Annotated in this window: 19 protein-coding genes and 1 pseudogene; 13 read left to right on the top strand and 7 right to left on the bottom strand. The window is 67.7% G+C overall.

Annotated features, from left to right (window positions below; translation table 11 throughout):
• From FFS10_RS22990 to FFS10_RS12290, 3 genes and pseudogenes are all read left to right on the top strand, one after another.
• Nucleotides 1–191: pseudogene (locus FFS10_RS22990) on the top strand (hypothetical protein); the annotation flags it as partial.
• Between the two features lie 59 nt (nucleotides 192–250).
• Complete coding sequence (locus tag FFS10_RS12285; protein WP_137894762.1) at nucleotides 251–1,252, top strand: LLM class flavin-dependent oxidoreductase; 1,002 nt, start codon at nucleotides 251–253, stop codon at nucleotides 1,250–1,252.
• Between the two features lie 43 nt (nucleotides 1,253–1,295).
• The gene (locus FFS10_RS12290) at nucleotides 1,296–2,546 is read left to right on the top strand and encodes a DEAD/DEAH box helicase (RefSeq protein ID WP_137894763.1); all 1,251 of its coding nucleotides are present in this window, start codon (nucleotides 1,296–1,298) and stop codon (nucleotides 2,544–2,546) included.
• Between the two features lie 23 nt (nucleotides 2,547–2,569).
• Here FFS10_RS12290 and FFS10_RS12295 read toward each other — a convergent pair whose 3' ends face one another.
• Nucleotides 2,570–2,929 carry a DUF6172 family protein gene (locus FFS10_RS12295; RefSeq protein WP_137894764.1) on the bottom strand — a complete coding sequence of 120 codons (360 nt, stop codon included), beginning with the start codon at nucleotides 2,927–2,929 and terminating at the stop codon, nucleotides 2,570–2,572.
• 99 nt (nucleotides 2,930–3,028) lie between these two features.
• Nucleotides 3,029–3,862, bottom strand: coding sequence for an NYN domain-containing protein (locus FFS10_RS12300; protein WP_137894765.1), 834 nt, complete (start codon nucleotides 3,860–3,862; stop codon nucleotides 3,029–3,031).
• 127 nt (nucleotides 3,863–3,989) lie between these two features.
• On the opposite strand from FFS10_RS12300, the gene FFS10_RS12305 reads away from it, so the two are divergent.
• Complete coding sequence (locus tag FFS10_RS12305; protein WP_137894766.1) at nucleotides 3,990–4,217, top strand: hypothetical protein; 228 nt, start codon at nucleotides 3,990–3,992, stop codon at nucleotides 4,215–4,217.
• Between the two features lie 20 nt (nucleotides 4,218–4,237).
• On the opposite strand, the gene FFS10_RS12310 is transcribed toward FFS10_RS12305, so the two are convergent.
• Nucleotides 4,238–4,492, bottom strand: coding sequence for a hypothetical protein (locus FFS10_RS12310; protein WP_137894819.1), 255 nt, complete (start codon nucleotides 4,490–4,492; stop codon nucleotides 4,238–4,240).
• Nucleotides 4,493–4,538: 46 nt separating this feature from the next.
• Between FFS10_RS12310 and FFS10_RS12315 the strand changes: the two genes are divergently transcribed.
• A complete protein-coding gene (locus FFS10_RS12315; protein WP_249931269.1) occupies nucleotides 4,539–4,880 on the top strand; it encodes a toxin-antitoxin system TumE family protein in 342 nt (113 codons plus the stop codon).
• 3 nt (nucleotides 4,881–4,883) lie between these two features.
• On the top strand, nucleotides 4,884–5,258 hold the full coding sequence (locus tag FFS10_RS12320) for an HVO_A0114 family putative DNA-binding protein (protein WP_137894767.1): 375 nt from the start codon (nucleotides 4,884–4,886) through the stop codon (nucleotides 5,256–5,258).
• A gap of 60 nt (nucleotides 5,259–5,318) precedes the next feature.
• Here FFS10_RS12320 and FFS10_RS12325 read toward each other — a convergent pair whose 3' ends face one another.
• Nucleotides 5,319–5,918, bottom strand: coding sequence for a DUF2889 domain-containing protein (locus FFS10_RS12325; protein ID WP_137894768.1), 600 nt, complete (start codon nucleotides 5,916–5,918; stop codon nucleotides 5,319–5,321).
• 182 nt (nucleotides 5,919–6,100) lie between these two features.
• On the opposite strand from FFS10_RS12325, the gene FFS10_RS12330 reads away from it, so the two are divergent.
• The 5 genes from FFS10_RS12330 (at nucleotide 6,101) to FFS10_RS12350 (ending at nucleotide 9,506) form a co-directional block, all read left to right on the top strand.
• Nucleotides 6,101–6,370 carry a BrnT family toxin gene (locus tag FFS10_RS12330; RefSeq protein ID WP_137894769.1) on the top strand — a complete coding sequence of 90 codons (270 nt, stop codon included), beginning with the start codon at nucleotides 6,101–6,103 and terminating at the stop codon, nucleotides 6,368–6,370.
• Nucleotides 6,354–6,635, top strand: a complete 282-nt coding sequence (locus tag FFS10_RS12335; protein ID WP_137894770.1) for a BrnA antitoxin family protein — start codon at nucleotides 6,354–6,356, stop codon at nucleotides 6,633–6,635. The genes FFS10_RS12330 and FFS10_RS12335 overlap by 17 nt, the downstream gene beginning before the upstream one ends.
• A gap of 311 nt (nucleotides 6,636–6,946) precedes the next feature.
• A complete protein-coding gene (locus FFS10_RS12340; protein ID WP_137894771.1) occupies nucleotides 6,947–8,074 on the top strand; it encodes an IS110 family RNA-guided transposase in 1,128 nt (375 codons plus the stop codon).
• A 689-nt stretch (nucleotides 8,075–8,763) separates the two neighbouring features.
• The gene (locus FFS10_RS12345) at nucleotides 8,764–9,108 is read left to right on the top strand and encodes a toxin-antitoxin system TumE family protein (protein WP_137894772.1); all 345 of its coding nucleotides are present in this window, start codon (nucleotides 8,764–8,766) and stop codon (nucleotides 9,106–9,108) included.
• A complete protein-coding gene (locus tag FFS10_RS12350; protein WP_137894773.1) occupies nucleotides 9,105–9,506 on the top strand; it encodes an HVO_A0114 family putative DNA-binding protein in 402 nt (133 codons plus the stop codon). The genes FFS10_RS12345 and FFS10_RS12350 overlap by 4 nt, the downstream gene beginning before the upstream one ends.
• Nucleotides 9,507–9,529: 23 nt before the next feature.
• On the opposite strand, the gene FFS10_RS23670 is transcribed toward FFS10_RS12350, so the two are convergent.
• Entirely contained in the window at nucleotides 9,530–9,664 is a 135-nt protein-coding gene (locus tag FFS10_RS23670; protein WP_283957659.1) for a hypothetical protein, read from the bottom strand.
• 338 nt (nucleotides 9,665–10,002) lie between these two features.
• On the bottom strand, nucleotides 10,003–11,193 hold the full coding sequence (locus tag FFS10_RS12355; protein ID WP_171016155.1) for an aminotransferase-like domain-containing protein: 1,191 nt from the start codon (nucleotides 11,191–11,193) through the stop codon (nucleotides 10,003–10,005).
• Between the two features lie 20 nt (nucleotides 11,194–11,213).
• On the opposite strand from FFS10_RS12355, the gene nth reads away from it, so the two are divergent.
• Together nth and FFS10_RS12365 are read left to right on the top strand one after the other, a co-directional pair.
• Entirely contained in the window at nucleotides 11,214–11,852 is a 639-nt protein-coding gene (gene nth / locus FFS10_RS12360) for an endonuclease III (protein ID WP_137894775.1), read from the top strand.
• A 152-nt stretch (nucleotides 11,853–12,004) separates the two neighbouring features.
• Entirely contained in the window at nucleotides 12,005–13,141 is a 1,137-nt protein-coding gene (locus tag FFS10_RS12365; protein ID WP_171016153.1) for a GGDEF domain-containing protein, read from the top strand.
• 9 nt (nucleotides 13,142–13,150) lie between these two features.
• Here the strand turns inward: FFS10_RS12365 and cobT are convergent, their stop codons facing one another.
• Entirely contained in the window at nucleotides 13,151–14,194 is a 1,044-nt protein-coding gene (gene cobT / locus FFS10_RS12370) for a nicotinate-nucleotide--dimethylbenzimidazole phosphoribosyltransferase (RefSeq protein WP_137894777.1), read from the bottom strand.
• Nucleotides 14,195–14,205 lie beyond the last annotated feature (11 nt).

Below are 14,205 nucleotides of genomic sequence, written 5' to 3' on the forward strand. Positions count from 1 at the left end.
CCCCCGAAAGCCCCGCCTCGGCGCCCGAGGAGCTAACGGCCCTGCCGCCCGCCGCGCCGGCATCCGCGCCGCTGGAGCCGCTCACGCCGTTCGAGATCACGCCCCAGAGCCCGCCGCCGGCCGAAGGCCCGGTCGTGCTGCCGCCCGCGCCGGCGCCTGTGACGCCTGCTGCGCCCACCCCGCCGCGCTGAGTAGCCAAAGACAACCCGACGCCAGCGCAAATCGGCGCGGCGCCGCACAATCGGCCCCCATGAAAGCTCTCCAAGACATTGCCTTGTCCATGCTCGACCTGGTCGCCGTGCGCGAGGGCGGCACGGTGGCCGACGCGCTGGCCATCGCGCTGCGCACCGCCCGGCACGCCGAGTCGCTCGGCTTCACCCGCTACTGGCTGGCCGAACACCACAACATGCCCGGCATCGCGAGCTCGGCCACGGCCGTGCTGGTCGGCCATGTGGCAGGCGGCACGCAACGCATCCGCGTGGGCTCGGGCGGCATCATGCTGCCCAACCACGCGCCGCTGGTGGTGGCCGAGGCCTTCGGCACCCTGGCCGAGCTCTACCCGGGCCGCATCGACCTGGGCCTGGGCCGCGCGCCCGGCACCGACCCCCTGACCATGCGCGCCCTGCGCCGCGACCGCGTCGAGACCGAGGACGATTTCCCCAGGGACGTGGCCGAGCTGCAGCAGCTGCTGGCCCCGGCCCGGCCGGGCCAGCGCCTGGTCGCCATGCCCGGCGCCGGCACCGAGGTGCCGATCTGGCTGCTGGGCTCCAGCCTGTTCTCCGCCCGGCTCGCGGCCGAACGCGGCCTGCCCTACGCCTTCGCCTCGCATTTCGCGCCGCGCCTGCTGCTGCCCGCGCTGGAGATCTACCGCAGCCAGTTCCGCCCCTCGGAAAAGCTGGCCCGGCCCCATGTGGTGATAGGCGTGCCGCTGATCGCCGCCCCCAGCGACGAGGAGGCCGACTACCTGGCCAGCAGCACCTACCAGCGCGTGCTGGGCATCGTGACCGGCCGCCGCGGGCGGCTGCAGCCCCCGGTGGAAGGCTTCATGGCGGGCCTTGCGCCGCAGGAGCGCGCCGCCATCGCCGACTTCCTCGCCATGGCCGTGATCGGCGGCCCCGCCAGCGTGCGCGCGGGCCTCACCCGCCTGGCCGAGGCCACGCAGGCGGACGAATTCATGCTGGTGTCCGACGTCTACGACCCGGCCCTGCGCCTGCGCTCGCTGGACATCGCGGCCGCCGCGCGCCAGGGCTGAGTGGCGCGGCCGTTACACTGGCCGCCCCACCGCGCCCAAGAACATGCCCTTCCTCTCCCTAGGCCTCTCCCCCGAGCTCGTGCGCGCCGCCGGCGAGCTGGGCTTTTCAGCGCCCACGCCCATACAGGCCGAAGCCATCCCCGCCATCCTGCGCGGCGCCGACCTGCTGGGCTCGGCCCAGACCGGCTCGGGCAAGACTGCCGCCTTCGCCCTGCCCCTGCTGCAGCAGCTGCTAGCGGCTTCGCCCGAGCAGCCGCCGCGCGGCGCCCGGCGCGTGCGCGCGCTGGTGCTCGTGCCCACGCGCGAGCTGGCCGCGCAGGTGGGCGAGGTGCTGCGCAGCCTGGGCCAGCACCTGGCCCAGCCGCCCAAGGTGGCCGTGGTGTTCGGCGGCGTCTCGATCAACCCGCAGATGATGGGCCTGCGCGGCGGGGCCGACCTGGTGGTCGCCACGCCCGGGCGCCTGCTCGATCTGGTCGAGCACAACGCGCTCAAGCTCGCCGCCGTCCACACCCTGGTGCTGGACGAGGCCGACCGCCTGCTGGACCTGGGCTTTGCCGACGAGCTGGCCCGCGTGCTGGCGCTACTGCCGGCCCGGCGGCAGAACCTGTTCTTCTCGGCCACCTTTCCGCCCGCCGTGCAGGCGCTGGCCGCCGGCCTGCTGCGCGAGCCGGTGCGGGTGGAGGTGGCCGCGCCCGAAGGCAGCGAGGCCACCATCGAGCAGCGCGTGATCGCGGTCGATGCCGGCCGCCGCAGCCCGCTGCTGCGCCACCTGATCCAGGACAACGACTGGGACCGCGTGCTGGTGTTCGTCGCCACCAAGTACGCCGCCGGCCTGGTGGCCGACAAGCTCTACAAGGCCGGCATCTACGCCACCGCCTTCCACGGCGACCTGAGCCAGGGCGCGCGCAAGCAGGTGCTGGCCGACTTCAAGGCGGGCCGCTGGGACGTGCTGGTCACGACCGACCTGGCGGCGCGCGGCATCGACATCGCGCAGCTGGCGGTGGTGGTGAACTACGATCTGCCCCGCTCGGCCGTGGACTACGTGCACCGCATCGGCCGCACCGGCCGCGCGGGCGAGAGCGGCCTGGCCGTGAGCTTCGTGAGCGCGGCCACCGAGGCGCATTTCCGCCTGATCGAGAAGCGCCAGCACCTCGCCCTGCCGCGCGAGCAGGTGCCCGGTTTCGAGCCCACCGAGGTGGCGGCGCCGGCAGCGCCCGGCCCGGGCGGCATCAAGGGCAAGCGCCCGAGCAAGAAGGACAAGCTGCGCGCCGCGGCGGCGGCCCAGGGCCGCTGAATGCCAGCGGCCCGGGAGGAGCTTCAGGACTCGTCGTCGAGGAAGCTGGCGGCCGATTCGGCGGAAGCCGCCTGGGCCGAAGCGCCGGCCGCCCGCTCGGGCCGCGCCTGACGGTGGCCGTGCTTGGCCAGGATCTCGACGTAGAACTGCTCGCCGCCCTCCCGGGCCACCGCGTCGATCAGGCTGATCAGCGTGGCGAGGTGAACCGGCTCGGCGGCTTCCTGCGTGGCGCCGAAGCGGCAGTCGAAATCCCAGTAGTCCACGCCCGCCGGCAGCTCGCGCCGGCGCTCGCGCTTGAGGTATTTGCGGATCTCGTGCTTGACCGCGTCCAGCACGCGGTCGCGCTGCTTGCCTTCGATGTTGAGTTTGAATGTCTTTCTCATGCCTGTCCTTCAATGGGTGCTTGCGCCCAGGATGGACGTGCTGCGAGGGGGGTGATTATGCGGCCTGAGGCTGATCCTGGCATCGGCGGCGGACGTGGATCAGCGCAGACGGACCACCTGGTCCGACTCGCCCTCCTTGACTTCCACCATCGCATCAAACGCCTTGACCATGGCCCGGAAGTTGGCGTGGCCATGTTCCTTGGGGTCAAAGGTGGAATCCAGCCGCTTGATCATGTGCCAGATGGAACCCTTGTTCACCCAGGCATCGCCCTTTGTTTCCGCCAGCAGCCGAATCGCGCGCTTGAAGATTTCGGCCGCTGGATCGGGCCGGGCAGCAGGTTCGGCCGACGGTGGCTGTGCCGCGTCGGCTGGTGCCAGTGCGGGCACCAGTGCTGCCTCAACCTCGCTTTCAATCAGGTTCTCGTAGTAGCGGAACTCGTGGCAACTCTTGGCCCAGTGGCGATTGGTGGCCTTGCGCGCGCCAACACCGATCAGCGTGCGGCCCGCGGCCTTGACTTTTTGCGACACCGGCATGAAGTCGCTGTCACCGCCCACGATGATGACGGTGCCGATGTGGCTGAAGCGGCCGATGTCTTCCATCGCATCCAGACACAGCTTGATGTCGGCCCCGTTCTTGGCAGAGCCTCCGGGTGGAAACAGCTGTATGAGCTCTACCGCGCTTTGCAGCAGAGCGTCGCGGTACCGGCCAAAATACTGCCAGTTGCAATAGGCGCGGTTGATCGCAATCGGACCGAACGATGCGGCCAGTTCAACGACGGCCTGAACGTCGACCAGCGGCTCCTGAACCTTGAATCGATTGTCTTGCTTGCTATAGGAGCCCTCCTGCCTGGACTCGCAAAGGCTTGCGTGCAAGTTCTCGAAGTCCCAATAGAGAGCAACGGACTGTTCTTCTTCGCTGTCGCGCTTGAGCATAGGGCCTCCCGGGCAATGCCGCGATCGTACCGTGCGTCAGCGGTGTGCCCGCACGTCCGTATCGCTCGCGCACCGAGCACAGCCTGTTGTGTACATTCAGGCCTTCGATTCGCAGCGGGTGAAAGCCATGGCAAAAAGCAATGAATGGGCGGGCAAGGTGCTGGCACTGGTCAAGGGCGGCAACCAGGCGGCGGCCATCGCGCAGATCAAGGTGGCGCCCAGCGTGAAGGACCTCAAGGCCTTGCAGACCGCGCTGGCCGCCGCCCAGCTGGCCGGGCGCTGGCGCGAGCTCGACGCGTCCATAGCGGACAACCTCGCCCTGCTGTCGGCGCCGCGCCTGCACCGCTCGCCCTGAGGTGGCGGCGGGCCGCGCCGTCAGTCGGGCACGAAACGCGCCTTGAACTTCGCTTCGTCCGCCGCCAGCTCGAAAGTGACGAGCTGCCCCATCTTCATGTCGGCCAGACGGCAAGCTGCGAACAGGCTGTACTTGCCCTGCAGGTGGAAGCTGGGCAGGTCGATCAGTGCGTAGGGGTGGGGCACGAAGACCTCGTGCTCGAAGATCTCCCGGTGCCGGTTGCGCGGCGAGGGGAAAAGCTTGTAGGTGTCGGTGGTGATCGTCTTTTCGGCCATCGGGGTGCGGGCATTCAAGTCAAAGCTCCGAGCATAGGGCCGAACCATGGATTGCTTGCTCGCCGTATTATTGCATTTATGCAATACATTGCTAAAATGCAATACAAATGCGCGCAGAGCCAATTGCAAGGGCCAAGGAGGTGCGGGACGACGGCTCGGTGGTGGAGAGATCGTCATCTGGCGTTTGCCGCAGCCGCTGCGCCCTTGCACCCATTTCTACAAGTACAGGCTGTACTTCGGAGCAGATGGCCACTGCCGGGTGCGCTATGACAACGAACGCGGCAAGGGCGACCACCGGCACCTGAACGGCACCGAAGAGTCCTACAGCTTCGTATCGTTAACCCAGTTGCTGGACGACTTCCAGCGCGATGTGGAAACCTGGAGCTAAGCCATGAAAGCCGTCATTGAAATCGCCCCGTGCGGCTCGGTGTTCAGCGTGGCACGCAAGCAACTCAAGGCCGCCGAGGCCAGCGCGCGAGGCAACACCCCTTACACCACCGACTACCATTTGAGCTTTGAGTCCGCCCGCGCCCTGTTCTCGGAGCTGACGCCTGCGCGCATCGACCTGCTGGAAGCACTGCGCCAGTGCGGCCCCTGCTCTGTCTACGCGCTGGCCAAGACCGTGGGGCGCAACTACTCCAATGTGCACACCGACACGGCCAAGCTCGAAGAGCACGGCCTGGTGCAGCGCACGCCCGATGACACCGTGTTTGTGCCGTTTGAGTCTGTGGAAATTCACCTGGCGTTGACCAAGAAGGCGGCGTGAAGGCGCGGCTACGCCTGGCGACGGAATGAAAGCTCGGGTGCCTGAGGGACCGGCGACTCCTCAGCCACGGTGGACGTCCGGCTTGCCCTGGCGCTTGAGCGGCTGCCAGCCCGCAAACCTGGGGTAGTGGCGCTGCACCACCGGCCCGTCGAAGTCCCAGGAAATGCACTTGCCCAGGTGGTAGGGCGGCTGCTCGCTTTCGGTCTGCGGCAGCCCGGCCTGGCGGCGCAGGCGCTCGCGGTAGGAGGGAATGGTCTGGTAGGCCGCCGTCGCCATGTTGAACAGCAGCTCGCGCAGGTGGGTGCAGCCCTTGATCCCGCCCAGCGCCCGCTCGATCGCCTGGCGCCAGCCCGGCCCCATGGTGACGCCCACCATCTGCTGCATCGGGTCCCTGCCCTGCTGGCATTCGCCGAAGGGCGTGTGGTCCATGGCGCTGGTGATCTCGCGGATCGTCATGGCGTCGTCCACCGTCACGCGGATCGCCATGCCGTGGATCGGCGTGCCGGGTGGCATGGTGCCGCGCTCGCGTTCCACGGCATAGGTCTTGGTGTCGGACATCTCGGCTTCGATGTCCCAGAGGCCATCCTCGCGGTGGTAGCCGCGGAAGACGACGGCACGGGTGTGCAGGTGGGATCGGGGGGCGGGTGCGGGCAGAGGCATGTGGGGCTTTGCAGGAACGGGTGAGGAGGATTTTCCCAGAATGCCTGTGCCGAGGTTGGGCACGGCCTGCTGATGCTCCCGATGGCCATGGACTTCCACCTCGCCAGCACCCTGCTGGCCCCTGTGCAGTTCGTGCTGGCCGAGCTGGCACAGGCAATTAAATGCACATACAATAAATAAGAATGAACATCACGTTCGACGCCGCGAAAGACGCCGTGAACCTGGCCAAGCATGGCGTCTCCCTCGCAGCGGCGGCGCAGCTGGACTGGGACAACGCACTGGTGTCACAAGACGATCGTCGGGACTACGGTGAGCTGCGGCAGGTGCCCTTGGCACCCATGGACGATCGGCTGTGGGTCGTGGTGTTCACGGACCGGCCCGAGGGCCGCCGCGTGATCAGCCTGCGCAAGGCCAACTTACGGGAGTATCGCCGTTATGAACAAGCGCCCTAAGCTCATTCCGCCCACCCCGGAAGAAGATGCCGCCATCACGGCAGCGGCCCTGAGCGACCCGGACAATCCGCCGCTCACCGATCAGCAACTGGCCCGGATGCAGCCCATGCGCGGCCGCCCCCGGCTCGCCCGCCCCAAGGTCGCACTGACCATGCGCGTGGATGCCGAGGTCATGGACGCACTCAAAAGCAGCGGTCCGGGCTGGCAAACGAGGGTCAACAGCTTGCTGCGCGATGCGCTGGCGCTGAGGGGTGGCAGTCTCTGAATGCTGCGCCTGAGAAACTCCGAATACCCATCTGTGCGGTGCCTGCTGCTAGCACACGGTGCGAATGCGGGGACTGCCGGATTGAAGAGTGAAGCGGCCGTTGCGGTGAAGACCGGACCGTTAATGGGCGAGGCGTGCCCAAAGGCGCCTGTCGCGGCATTCTGGCCGACCGACAGGAGCACCCAGCAAGCTGCCGATCGGCCAACGCTGTGCGGAATCGATGTTCGTAAGCAGATGCTATGTGGGACCACTCAATCGAGACGGGTTGAGCTAGAAAAGTAGATTTCAAACTTCGTTAAAGGAGAACTGAAATGTCTACCGTCCTACAAGGCCAGGAGACGGCGATCCATGCCGACCTGTACATGAGCTTCGAGCTTGGTGACAAGAAGTGGCAGTTGACGTTGAGCGATGGCCGCCGCGGCCCAAGCCGATACACCGTTGACGCCGGTGACACAGTCGCGGTTGCAGCGTGCATCTGCAAAGCCAAGGAGCGCTGCAAGCTCGAGCCGCAGGCCAAGGTGCATTCCTGCTACGAAGCCGGGCGCGACGGCTGGTGGCTGCACCGCTGGCTGACCGAGCAGGGCATCGACAACATCGTGGTCGACTCCGCCAGCATCGAGGTAAACCGGCACGCCAGGCGCGCGAAGACCGACCGGCTCGATGGCGACAAGCTGCTGGCGATGCTGCTGCGTCACCGCGCGGGCGAACGCGTGTGGTCGGTGCTGCATGAGCCGACTCCCGAAGACGAAGACGCGCGGCGCACGCACCGCGAGCTGGCGCGGCTGGCGAAGGAGCGCACCGCACACACCAACCGCATCGGCTCGCTGCTGGTGCTGCACAACCTGCGTCCGCGCATCATCATCGGCGGGCGCGACTGGGCGCGCTGGTGGGGGCGCCATGGCGAGCAGGTACCGCCTGCGTTGCGCGCCGAGATCGAGCGCGAGAGCGCGCGCCTCGCGCTGGTCAAGCAGCAGATCAGGGCGCTGGAGGCCGCGCGGCGCCAGGAGATGGCCGATGGCAAGCAGCTGCTGGTGGTGCAGCTGACCCAGTTGCGCGCGATCGGACCGAAGGGTGCCTGGGTGCTGGTCAAGGAGCTGTTTGGCTGGCGGCGCTTTGCGAACCGGCGCGAGCTCGCCGGCTGCCTGGGGCTGGCACCCACGCCCTACGCCAGCGGCGACAGCCAGATCGAGCAGGGCATCAGCAAGGCCGGCAACAAGCGAGCGCGATCCTTACTGGTGGAGCTGTCGTGGAGCTGGCTGCGCCTGCAGCCCGACAGCGCCTTGACGCAGTGGTTCAACCGGCGCTTCGCGTCAGGGGGTAAGCGCATGCGCCGCGTAGGCATCGTCGCATTGGCGCGAAGGCTGGCTATCGCGCTGTGGCGCTACCTCGAGCACGGCGAGATCCCGGCCGGCGCCACGCTCAAGCCGGCCACCGCCTGAGGCCAGACAGCCGGGATCCAACACTCGGCTTGACATGGAACGCATCATCATGATCAAAGGTCGACGTGCCCGCAACGACCGCGGGTCACAGCACCGTGACCGTCTTAACAGATGGGGCGCGCCGATAACAGGGGTTTGCCAGCGCACTTTGTGCGCATGCTGCATTGGGTGCCGGGTGAGCACACCCGGCACGGATAGAAGTTCGTCCGAGCACTGGCTCGAACGCTCGTCACACCCCGACCTCGGATCAGGATGCATCACAAGAGCGAGTCGTCTTCTGTCGTCAGGCTTGCTGGCCGAAAACACCCGTCCAGCAAGCTCTGCGGCAGCATCGGCGGTGTCGATCGCCTCGTCAAGGCCAAGACCTTGGGGTGGCCTTCGGCCAGCCTTGACCAGCCCCCCGCCACCGCGTGCCTCATGCCCACTGCGTGCGCTTATCAGGGGACCGTGAACCCACCCCCATCGATGCCGTCATCAAAAACGGCTTGACAAAAGAGTCCCCATAGAAGCGGTCGTTTGCGAGGGCCTCGCGTCGGCCGGGATGGGCTCAAAGTCGAACATCAGCTTTCCAGGTGCGGATCTGGCGCGCGCGACCCGGTCCTGCCGTTCGCAAGGACACACAGTTGAGCCAGGGCCTCGCCTCGTCGAGAATGACCGTTCGATTGACAACAGGGTGGATTTGATAGATCATGGCTGCTAAGAAAAAGACGATCCCGAAAAGGCAGGAGATCTACGCGCCGCCGGATGTGCAGATTCCGCGTAGATTCGGCGGCGGTGTGCTGAAGGAGCGGGTGGTTCGGGAGTTGCCTTCAAAGAAGGTCATTCAGTACGCGCTGGCCTACATCAACCCGCTGATCTTCAGCGGAGACAATGGCCGCGTGCTGGGGTACGACAACGCCCATGGCTTCTCGCACAAGCACTTCATGGGCGAGATGACGCGCGAGTCTTTTCCGGGCTATGAGGCGTTGTACGATCGCTTCGACGTGGAGTGGAAAGAGATCGCGATGGAATTCGTGAATGGGAGCTACAAGTGACGACCCGCAAAATTTCCCTGGAAGACTTCGCGAAGGACAAGACCCTGAGCGAGCACAAGCGCAGGAGCAAGGAGGTCGCTCGCGCGCTGGATGCGAAGGCCGACGTCCTGCCCCACGCTCGCTCGTTCACGAGCATTGAGTTCGAGGAGTTTGTGACGGAGCTGACGCCCAAGCGATTCGAACTGCTGCGTCTGGCGATCAAGCGCCGTCGCTCCATCGGAGATCTGGCCACGGCCTCCCACCGCGACCAGAGCGCGGTTTCGAGGGACGTGGCCAAGCTGCAAAAGCTCGGGCTTGTGAAGGTTGAAACCGTGGCAAATCCGGGCCACGGGCAGATGAAGATCGTGACTCCAGTGGCCACCAGGATCGCGATCGACGCCAGCCTCGAGGCAACCTGAGGCTCCCCAAAAAGGGCGTTTGTTCACCGCTGTGAGATCGCCCACGCAAGCGCGTGCAGTTCAAGCCCCGCAGTCGTGATCAACGGCCCGATGTCAGCCGTGATCCGGGCGTAGGGCTCACCGAAGTAGGCGTCGCGCTCTTCGGCGGTCTTGGTCATAAGCATGGCGCTGAATGACCGCTTCGGAGGTTGCGCCACCACGGTCGGTCAAGTGGCTACGTCTGCTGTACCTTGAAACCCGCCGTTCGCGAAGTCATCCTCGGAATAGTTGTGCGACGGCAAGTGGCCGTTCCCGTGCATAGACGAACAGCCGGTCTTCTTGACAGCAAACGGCAGCGCCGGGTCGTATGGCGAGACCTGCAGTCACGTCTCGAAAGTCCGCAGCCCGTTCGAACCCGTCAAACGCTCAACCGACCCGCCGCCCACATGTCCTCCATCTTGGACATCCAGCCTAAGCGGCCGAAGCCTGACCGGCCCCTGCGCGAACCCACCGACGCTCACACCGCCTGCGCCAACCTTCCAATCCCCTCCTCGATCTTCGCCACGTCCGCCGTGGCGAAGCTCAGGCGCAGGGTAGCGGGATCGGGGTTGGCGCAGTAGAACGGCGCGCCGGGCACGAAGGCCACGCCCTTCTCGATCGCGCGCCTCGCGAGCTCGTTGCCGTCCTTGACCTTGCCACCGGCACCGGTGAGGCGGGCCCAGACGAACAGGCCGCCCTGGGGCTGGACGAAGGCTATGGCGTCGCCGAGCTGCTGGCGCAGCGCGTTGCCCATGGCCTGGGCGCGCTCGGCGTAAACCTGGCGCACATGGGCGAGGGTGGCGGGCATGCGGCCGGCCTTGAGGTATTGCGCGGCCGTGGCCTGGGCGAAGGTGCTGGTGTGGGCGTCGCTGAACTGCTTGCACATGGTGGCCTTGGCCAGCAGCTCGGCCGGGCCGATCATCCAGCCCACGCGCAGGCCGGGGCTCAGCACCTTGGAGAGCGACCCGCAGTGCACCAGCAGCTCGCGGCTGCCGGGCACCTGGTGGCTGAGCGCCAGCAGCGAGGGCGGCGGCGCGGCGCCGAAGTAGAGGTCGCCGTAAGGGTCGTCCTCGACGATCAGGGTCTGGTGCTTCACCGCCGCCTCGAGCACGCGCCTGCGGCGCTCGGCGCTCAGCAGGGCGCCGGTGGGGTTGCCGAAGGTGGGGATGAGGTAGACGAATTTGGGCTTGTGCTCGGCAATCAGCGCCTCGAGCGCATCGGGCTGCACGCCCTCGCCGTCCACCGGCGCGCCGATCAGCTGCGCGCCGTAGAGGCGGAAGCACTGGATAGTGGCCAGGAAGGTCGGCGCCTCGACGATCACCTTGTCGCCGGGCGAGATCAGCGTCTTGCCTATCAGGTCCAGCGCCTGCTGGCTGCCGGTGGTGACGATCAGGCCCTCGGGCGCCAGGCCCGGCACGCCCTTGCCCGCCATGAAGGCGGCCAGCTGTTCGCGCAGCGGGTTGTAGCCTTCGGTGGCGCCGTACTGCAGCGCCCCGCCCGGCTCTTCGGCCAGGGCCTGGTTGGCGGCGGCGCGTATGCCGTCCACATCGAACATGGCGCTGTCTGGGAAGCCGCCGGCGAAGCTGATGATGCCGGGCTTGCCCAGCAGCTTGAAGAGTTCGCGGATGGCCGAGGTTTCGACGTTGTTGAGGCGATCGGCGAAAGACAGGGGCATGGGAGAATTCGCGGATGAAGAAGGAACACATCGAGCCGTTTTTCGCCGCGCTCAAGGCGGCCAATCCCCAGCCCAATACCGAGCTGGAGTATACGAGCGTGTTCGAGCTGCTCACGGCCGTGCTGCTGTCGGCCCAGGCCACCGACGTGGGGGTGAACAAGGCCACGCGCAAGCTGTTTCCCGTGGCCCATACGCCGCAGCAGATCCTGGACTTAGGGCTAGAAGGCCTGGAGAGCTACATCAAGACCATAGGTCTGTACCGCAGCAAGGCCAGGCATCTGATGGAGACCTGCCGCATCCTGGTCGAGCGGCATGGCGGCGAGGTGCCGCGCACGCGCGAGGCCCTGGAGGCGCTGCCCGGCGTGGGCCGCAAGACCGCCAACGTGGTGCTCAACGTGGCCTTCGGCCAGCCCACCATGGCGGTGGACACGCATATCTTCCGCGTCGGCAACCGCACCGGCCTGGCGCCGGGCAAAAACCCTTACGAGGTCGAGATGCAGCTGATGAAGCGTGTGCCGCCGGCCTACCTGGTGGACTCGCACCACTGGCTGATCCTGCTCGGCCGCTATGTCTGCCAGGCGCGCAAGCCGCGCTGCTGGGAATGCCGCGTCGCGCCCTGGTGCGACTACCAGCCCAAGACGCTGGCTCCCTGAGCGGCGGCGGTCCGCGCCGTCTGGCTATACTGCGGCACAAGGAAACAAAAGTTTCAATTGTCCGGCGCCTCCACGGCCTGGGCAGGGGGACGGGGCGATGCTGCGCGTGGCGCCCCCGGCAAGTGGTCTGTGGATGGAGTTGGGCACGCAGGATGTCGTTCGACCCGCGTTATCTGGTCGTGATGGCCGGTTTCATGAGCTTGGTGATGTCGGTGGTGCTGTTCGCCATGTGGCGCAGCTACCCGCGCTCCATCGCCGGCCTGGCCGAATGGTCGGCCGCGCCGCTGCTCTGGTGCGTGGCCATCGCGCTGTTCACGGGACGCGGCACGCTGCCCGAGCTGCTAACCGTCATCGCCGCCAACGGCCTGTTGCTTTCCGGGGCCCTGCTGTTCTACCTGGGCTCGCGGCGCCATTTCGGCGTCGAGGTGCTGGCGCCCTGGCCGGTCTGGGCGGCCCTGGTGCTGGCCGTCATGGGGGCGCTGAGCTGGTTCACCCATGTCGCGCCCAGCTTCGGCGCGCGCGTGGGCACCATGGCCCTGGCCATAAGCGCCGTGATCCTGGCTCACCTGCACCTGCTGCTGCGCCAGCCGAGGCGCGGCTTCGCGGTCTGGCTGACCCTGCTGGTGCTGGGCGTGCAGCTGCTGCTCTGGGCCCTGCGCTTCGCGGGCGTGCAGCTGGGTTTCGCCAGCGGCAGCCTGTTCGCCCCCTCGCCGCTGCAGCTGTTCTTCGTCGGCGCGGCCGCCGTGTCCGTGCCCCTGATCACCATAGCCTGCGTGCTCGTGGCCAGCGACAAGCTGCACCTGGAGCTCGAGCAGATGAGCCGCCACGACATGCTGACGCGGGCCCTGACGCGGCGCGCCGTCATGCAGGCGGGCGAGGAGGAGATCGAGCGCAGCCGCCGGCACGGCCGCCCGCTGTCCCTGCTGATGCTGGACCTGGACAACTTCAAGGCCGTCAACGACAGGCATGGCCACCAGCATGGCGACAGGATTCTGGCCGACTTTGCGACGCGCACGGCCGCGCAGCTGCGCCCCAGCGACCGGCTGGGCCGCTACGGCGGCGAGGAATTCATGCTTCTGCTGCCCGACACCGACCGGGGCGCAGCCCAGCGGGTCGCCCGGCGCATCCATGCGGCCAGCAGCCGGAACGACGCACTGACTTGGACGGTGAGCATAGGCCTGACCGACTGGACAGGCGAAGCGGACACCCTGCCCGCCATGCTGGCGCGCGCCGACGCGGCGCTCTACCAGGCCAAGAGCGGCGGGCGCAACTGCACCCAGGTGGCCTGAAGCCGAGACTCAGCGGCCATCGGCCTGCGACACCCCCGCCGACTCGAAGCTCGCCATCTCGCGCAGGATGGCGCAGGCCGAGGCCAGCAGCGGCCAGGCCAGCGCGGCGCCCGAGCCTTCGCCCAGGCGCAGGCCCAGGTCCAGCAGCGGATGCGCCTGCAGTTGCGCCAGCATCAGGGCGTGGCCGCGCTCGCCCGAGCGGTGGGCGAACACACAGCGCTGGGTCACATGCGGCCGCAGTTTCTGCGCCACCAGCACGGCCGCGCTGGTGATGAAGCCGTCGACCACGATCACGCGGCGCTCGCTAGCGGCCTGCAGCACGGCGCCGACCATGGTCGCGATCTCGAAGCCACCCAGGGCCGCCAGCGCGGCCAGTGGTTCGCTCACGCCCTCGTGGCGCAGCAGCACCTCGCGCAGCACCTCGGTCTTGCGCGCGACCGCGGCCTCGTCGAGACCGGTGCCGGCGCCGGTGCAGTCGGCGATCTCGAGACCGGCGAGGCGCGCCAGCAACAGCGAGGCCGCCGAGGTATTGCCTATGCCCATCTCGCCGAGCAGCAGCACCTTGCCGGGCAGTTCCCTGACCAAGGCCGCGCCGTTGGCCAAGGCCTGGGCGCATTGCGCCGCGCTCATCGCCGGGCCGGCAGCCGCGTCGGCCGTGCCGGGCGCGAGCTTGCAGTCGCGCAGCCCGGGCCGCGGGCCGAAGTCGTGCCGCACGCCGCAGTCGACCACCGTGAGCGCGATGCCGTGCTGGCGCGCCAGCACGCTCACGGCCGCGCCGCCGGCGAGGAAGTTCTCCACCATCTGCCAGGTCACATCGCTCGGGTAGGCCGAGACGCCGCGCGCGGCCAGGCCGTGGTCGCCGGCGAACACCACGAGCTGCGGCGCCGTGAGCGCGGGCGACTCGGTGCCCAGGATCAGGCCCAGCTGCAGGGCCAGGGCCTCCAGCCGCCCTAGCGAGCCCAGGGGCTTGGTCTTCTGGTCGATCTTGTGCTGCAGGGCCAGCGCCAGCTCGGGCTGGGACAGTTCGGGAATCTCGGGAAGCGCGAAGTTCATGGTCGTGTCGA

The organism is Ramlibacter sp. 2FC (assembly GCF_005503345.1).
Taxonomy (GTDB): Bacteria; Pseudomonadota; Gammaproteobacteria; order Burkholderiales; family Burkholderiaceae_C; genus SCMQ01.

Coding starts and splice junctions, on each gene's coding strand:
- FFS10_RS12285 (WP_137894762.1), top strand. CDS start 251: ATGAAAGCTCTCCAAGACATTGCCTTGTCCATGCTCGACCTGGTCGCC.
- FFS10_RS12290 (WP_137894763.1), top strand. CDS start 1,296: ATGCCCTTCCTCTCCCTAGGCCTCTCCCCCGAGCTCGTGCGCGCCGCC.
- FFS10_RS12295 (WP_137894764.1), bottom strand. CDS start 2,929: ATGAGAAAGACATTCAAACTCAACATCGAAGGCAAGCAGCGCGACCGC.
- FFS10_RS12300 (WP_137894765.1), bottom strand. CDS start 3,862: ATGCTCAAGCGCGACAGCGAAGAAGAACAGTCCGTTGCTCTCTATTGG.
- FFS10_RS12305 (WP_137894766.1), top strand. CDS start 3,990: ATGGCAAAAAGCAATGAATGGGCGGGCAAGGTGCTGGCACTGGTCAAG.
- FFS10_RS12310 (WP_137894819.1), bottom strand. CDS start 4,492: ATGGCCGAAAAGACGATCACCACCGACACCTACAAGCTTTTCCCCTCG.
- FFS10_RS12315 (WP_249931269.1), top strand. CDS start 4,539: ATGGATTGCTTGCTCGCCGTATTATTGCATTTATGCAATACATTGCTA.
- FFS10_RS12320 (WP_137894767.1), top strand. CDS start 4,884: ATGAAAGCCGTCATTGAAATCGCCCCGTGCGGCTCGGTGTTCAGCGTG.
- FFS10_RS12325 (WP_137894768.1), bottom strand. CDS start 5,918: ATGCCTCTGCCCGCACCCGCCCCCCGATCCCACCTGCACACCCGTGCC.
- FFS10_RS12330 (WP_137894769.1), top strand. CDS start 6,101: ATGAACATCACGTTCGACGCCGCGAAAGACGCCGTGAACCTGGCCAAG.
- FFS10_RS12335 (WP_137894770.1), top strand. CDS start 6,354: ATGAACAAGCGCCCTAAGCTCATTCCGCCCACCCCGGAAGAAGATGCC.
- FFS10_RS12340 (WP_137894771.1), top strand. CDS start 6,947: ATGTCTACCGTCCTACAAGGCCAGGAGACGGCGATCCATGCCGACCTG.
- FFS10_RS12345 (WP_137894772.1), top strand. CDS start 8,764: ATGGCTGCTAAGAAAAAGACGATCCCGAAAAGGCAGGAGATCTACGCG.
- FFS10_RS23670 (WP_283957659.1), bottom strand. CDS start 9,664: ATGACCAAGACCGCCGAAGAGCGCGACGCCTACTTCGGTGAGCCCTAC.
- nth (WP_137894775.1), top strand. CDS start 11,214: ATGAAGAAGGAACACATCGAGCCGTTTTTCGCCGCGCTCAAGGCGGCC.
- FFS10_RS12365 (WP_171016153.1), top strand. CDS start 12,005: ATGTCGTTCGACCCGCGTTATCTGGTCGTGATGGCCGGTTTCATGAGC.
- cobT (WP_137894777.1), bottom strand. CDS start 14,194: ATGAACTTCGCGCTTCCCGAGATTCCCGAACTGTCCCAGCCCGAGCTG.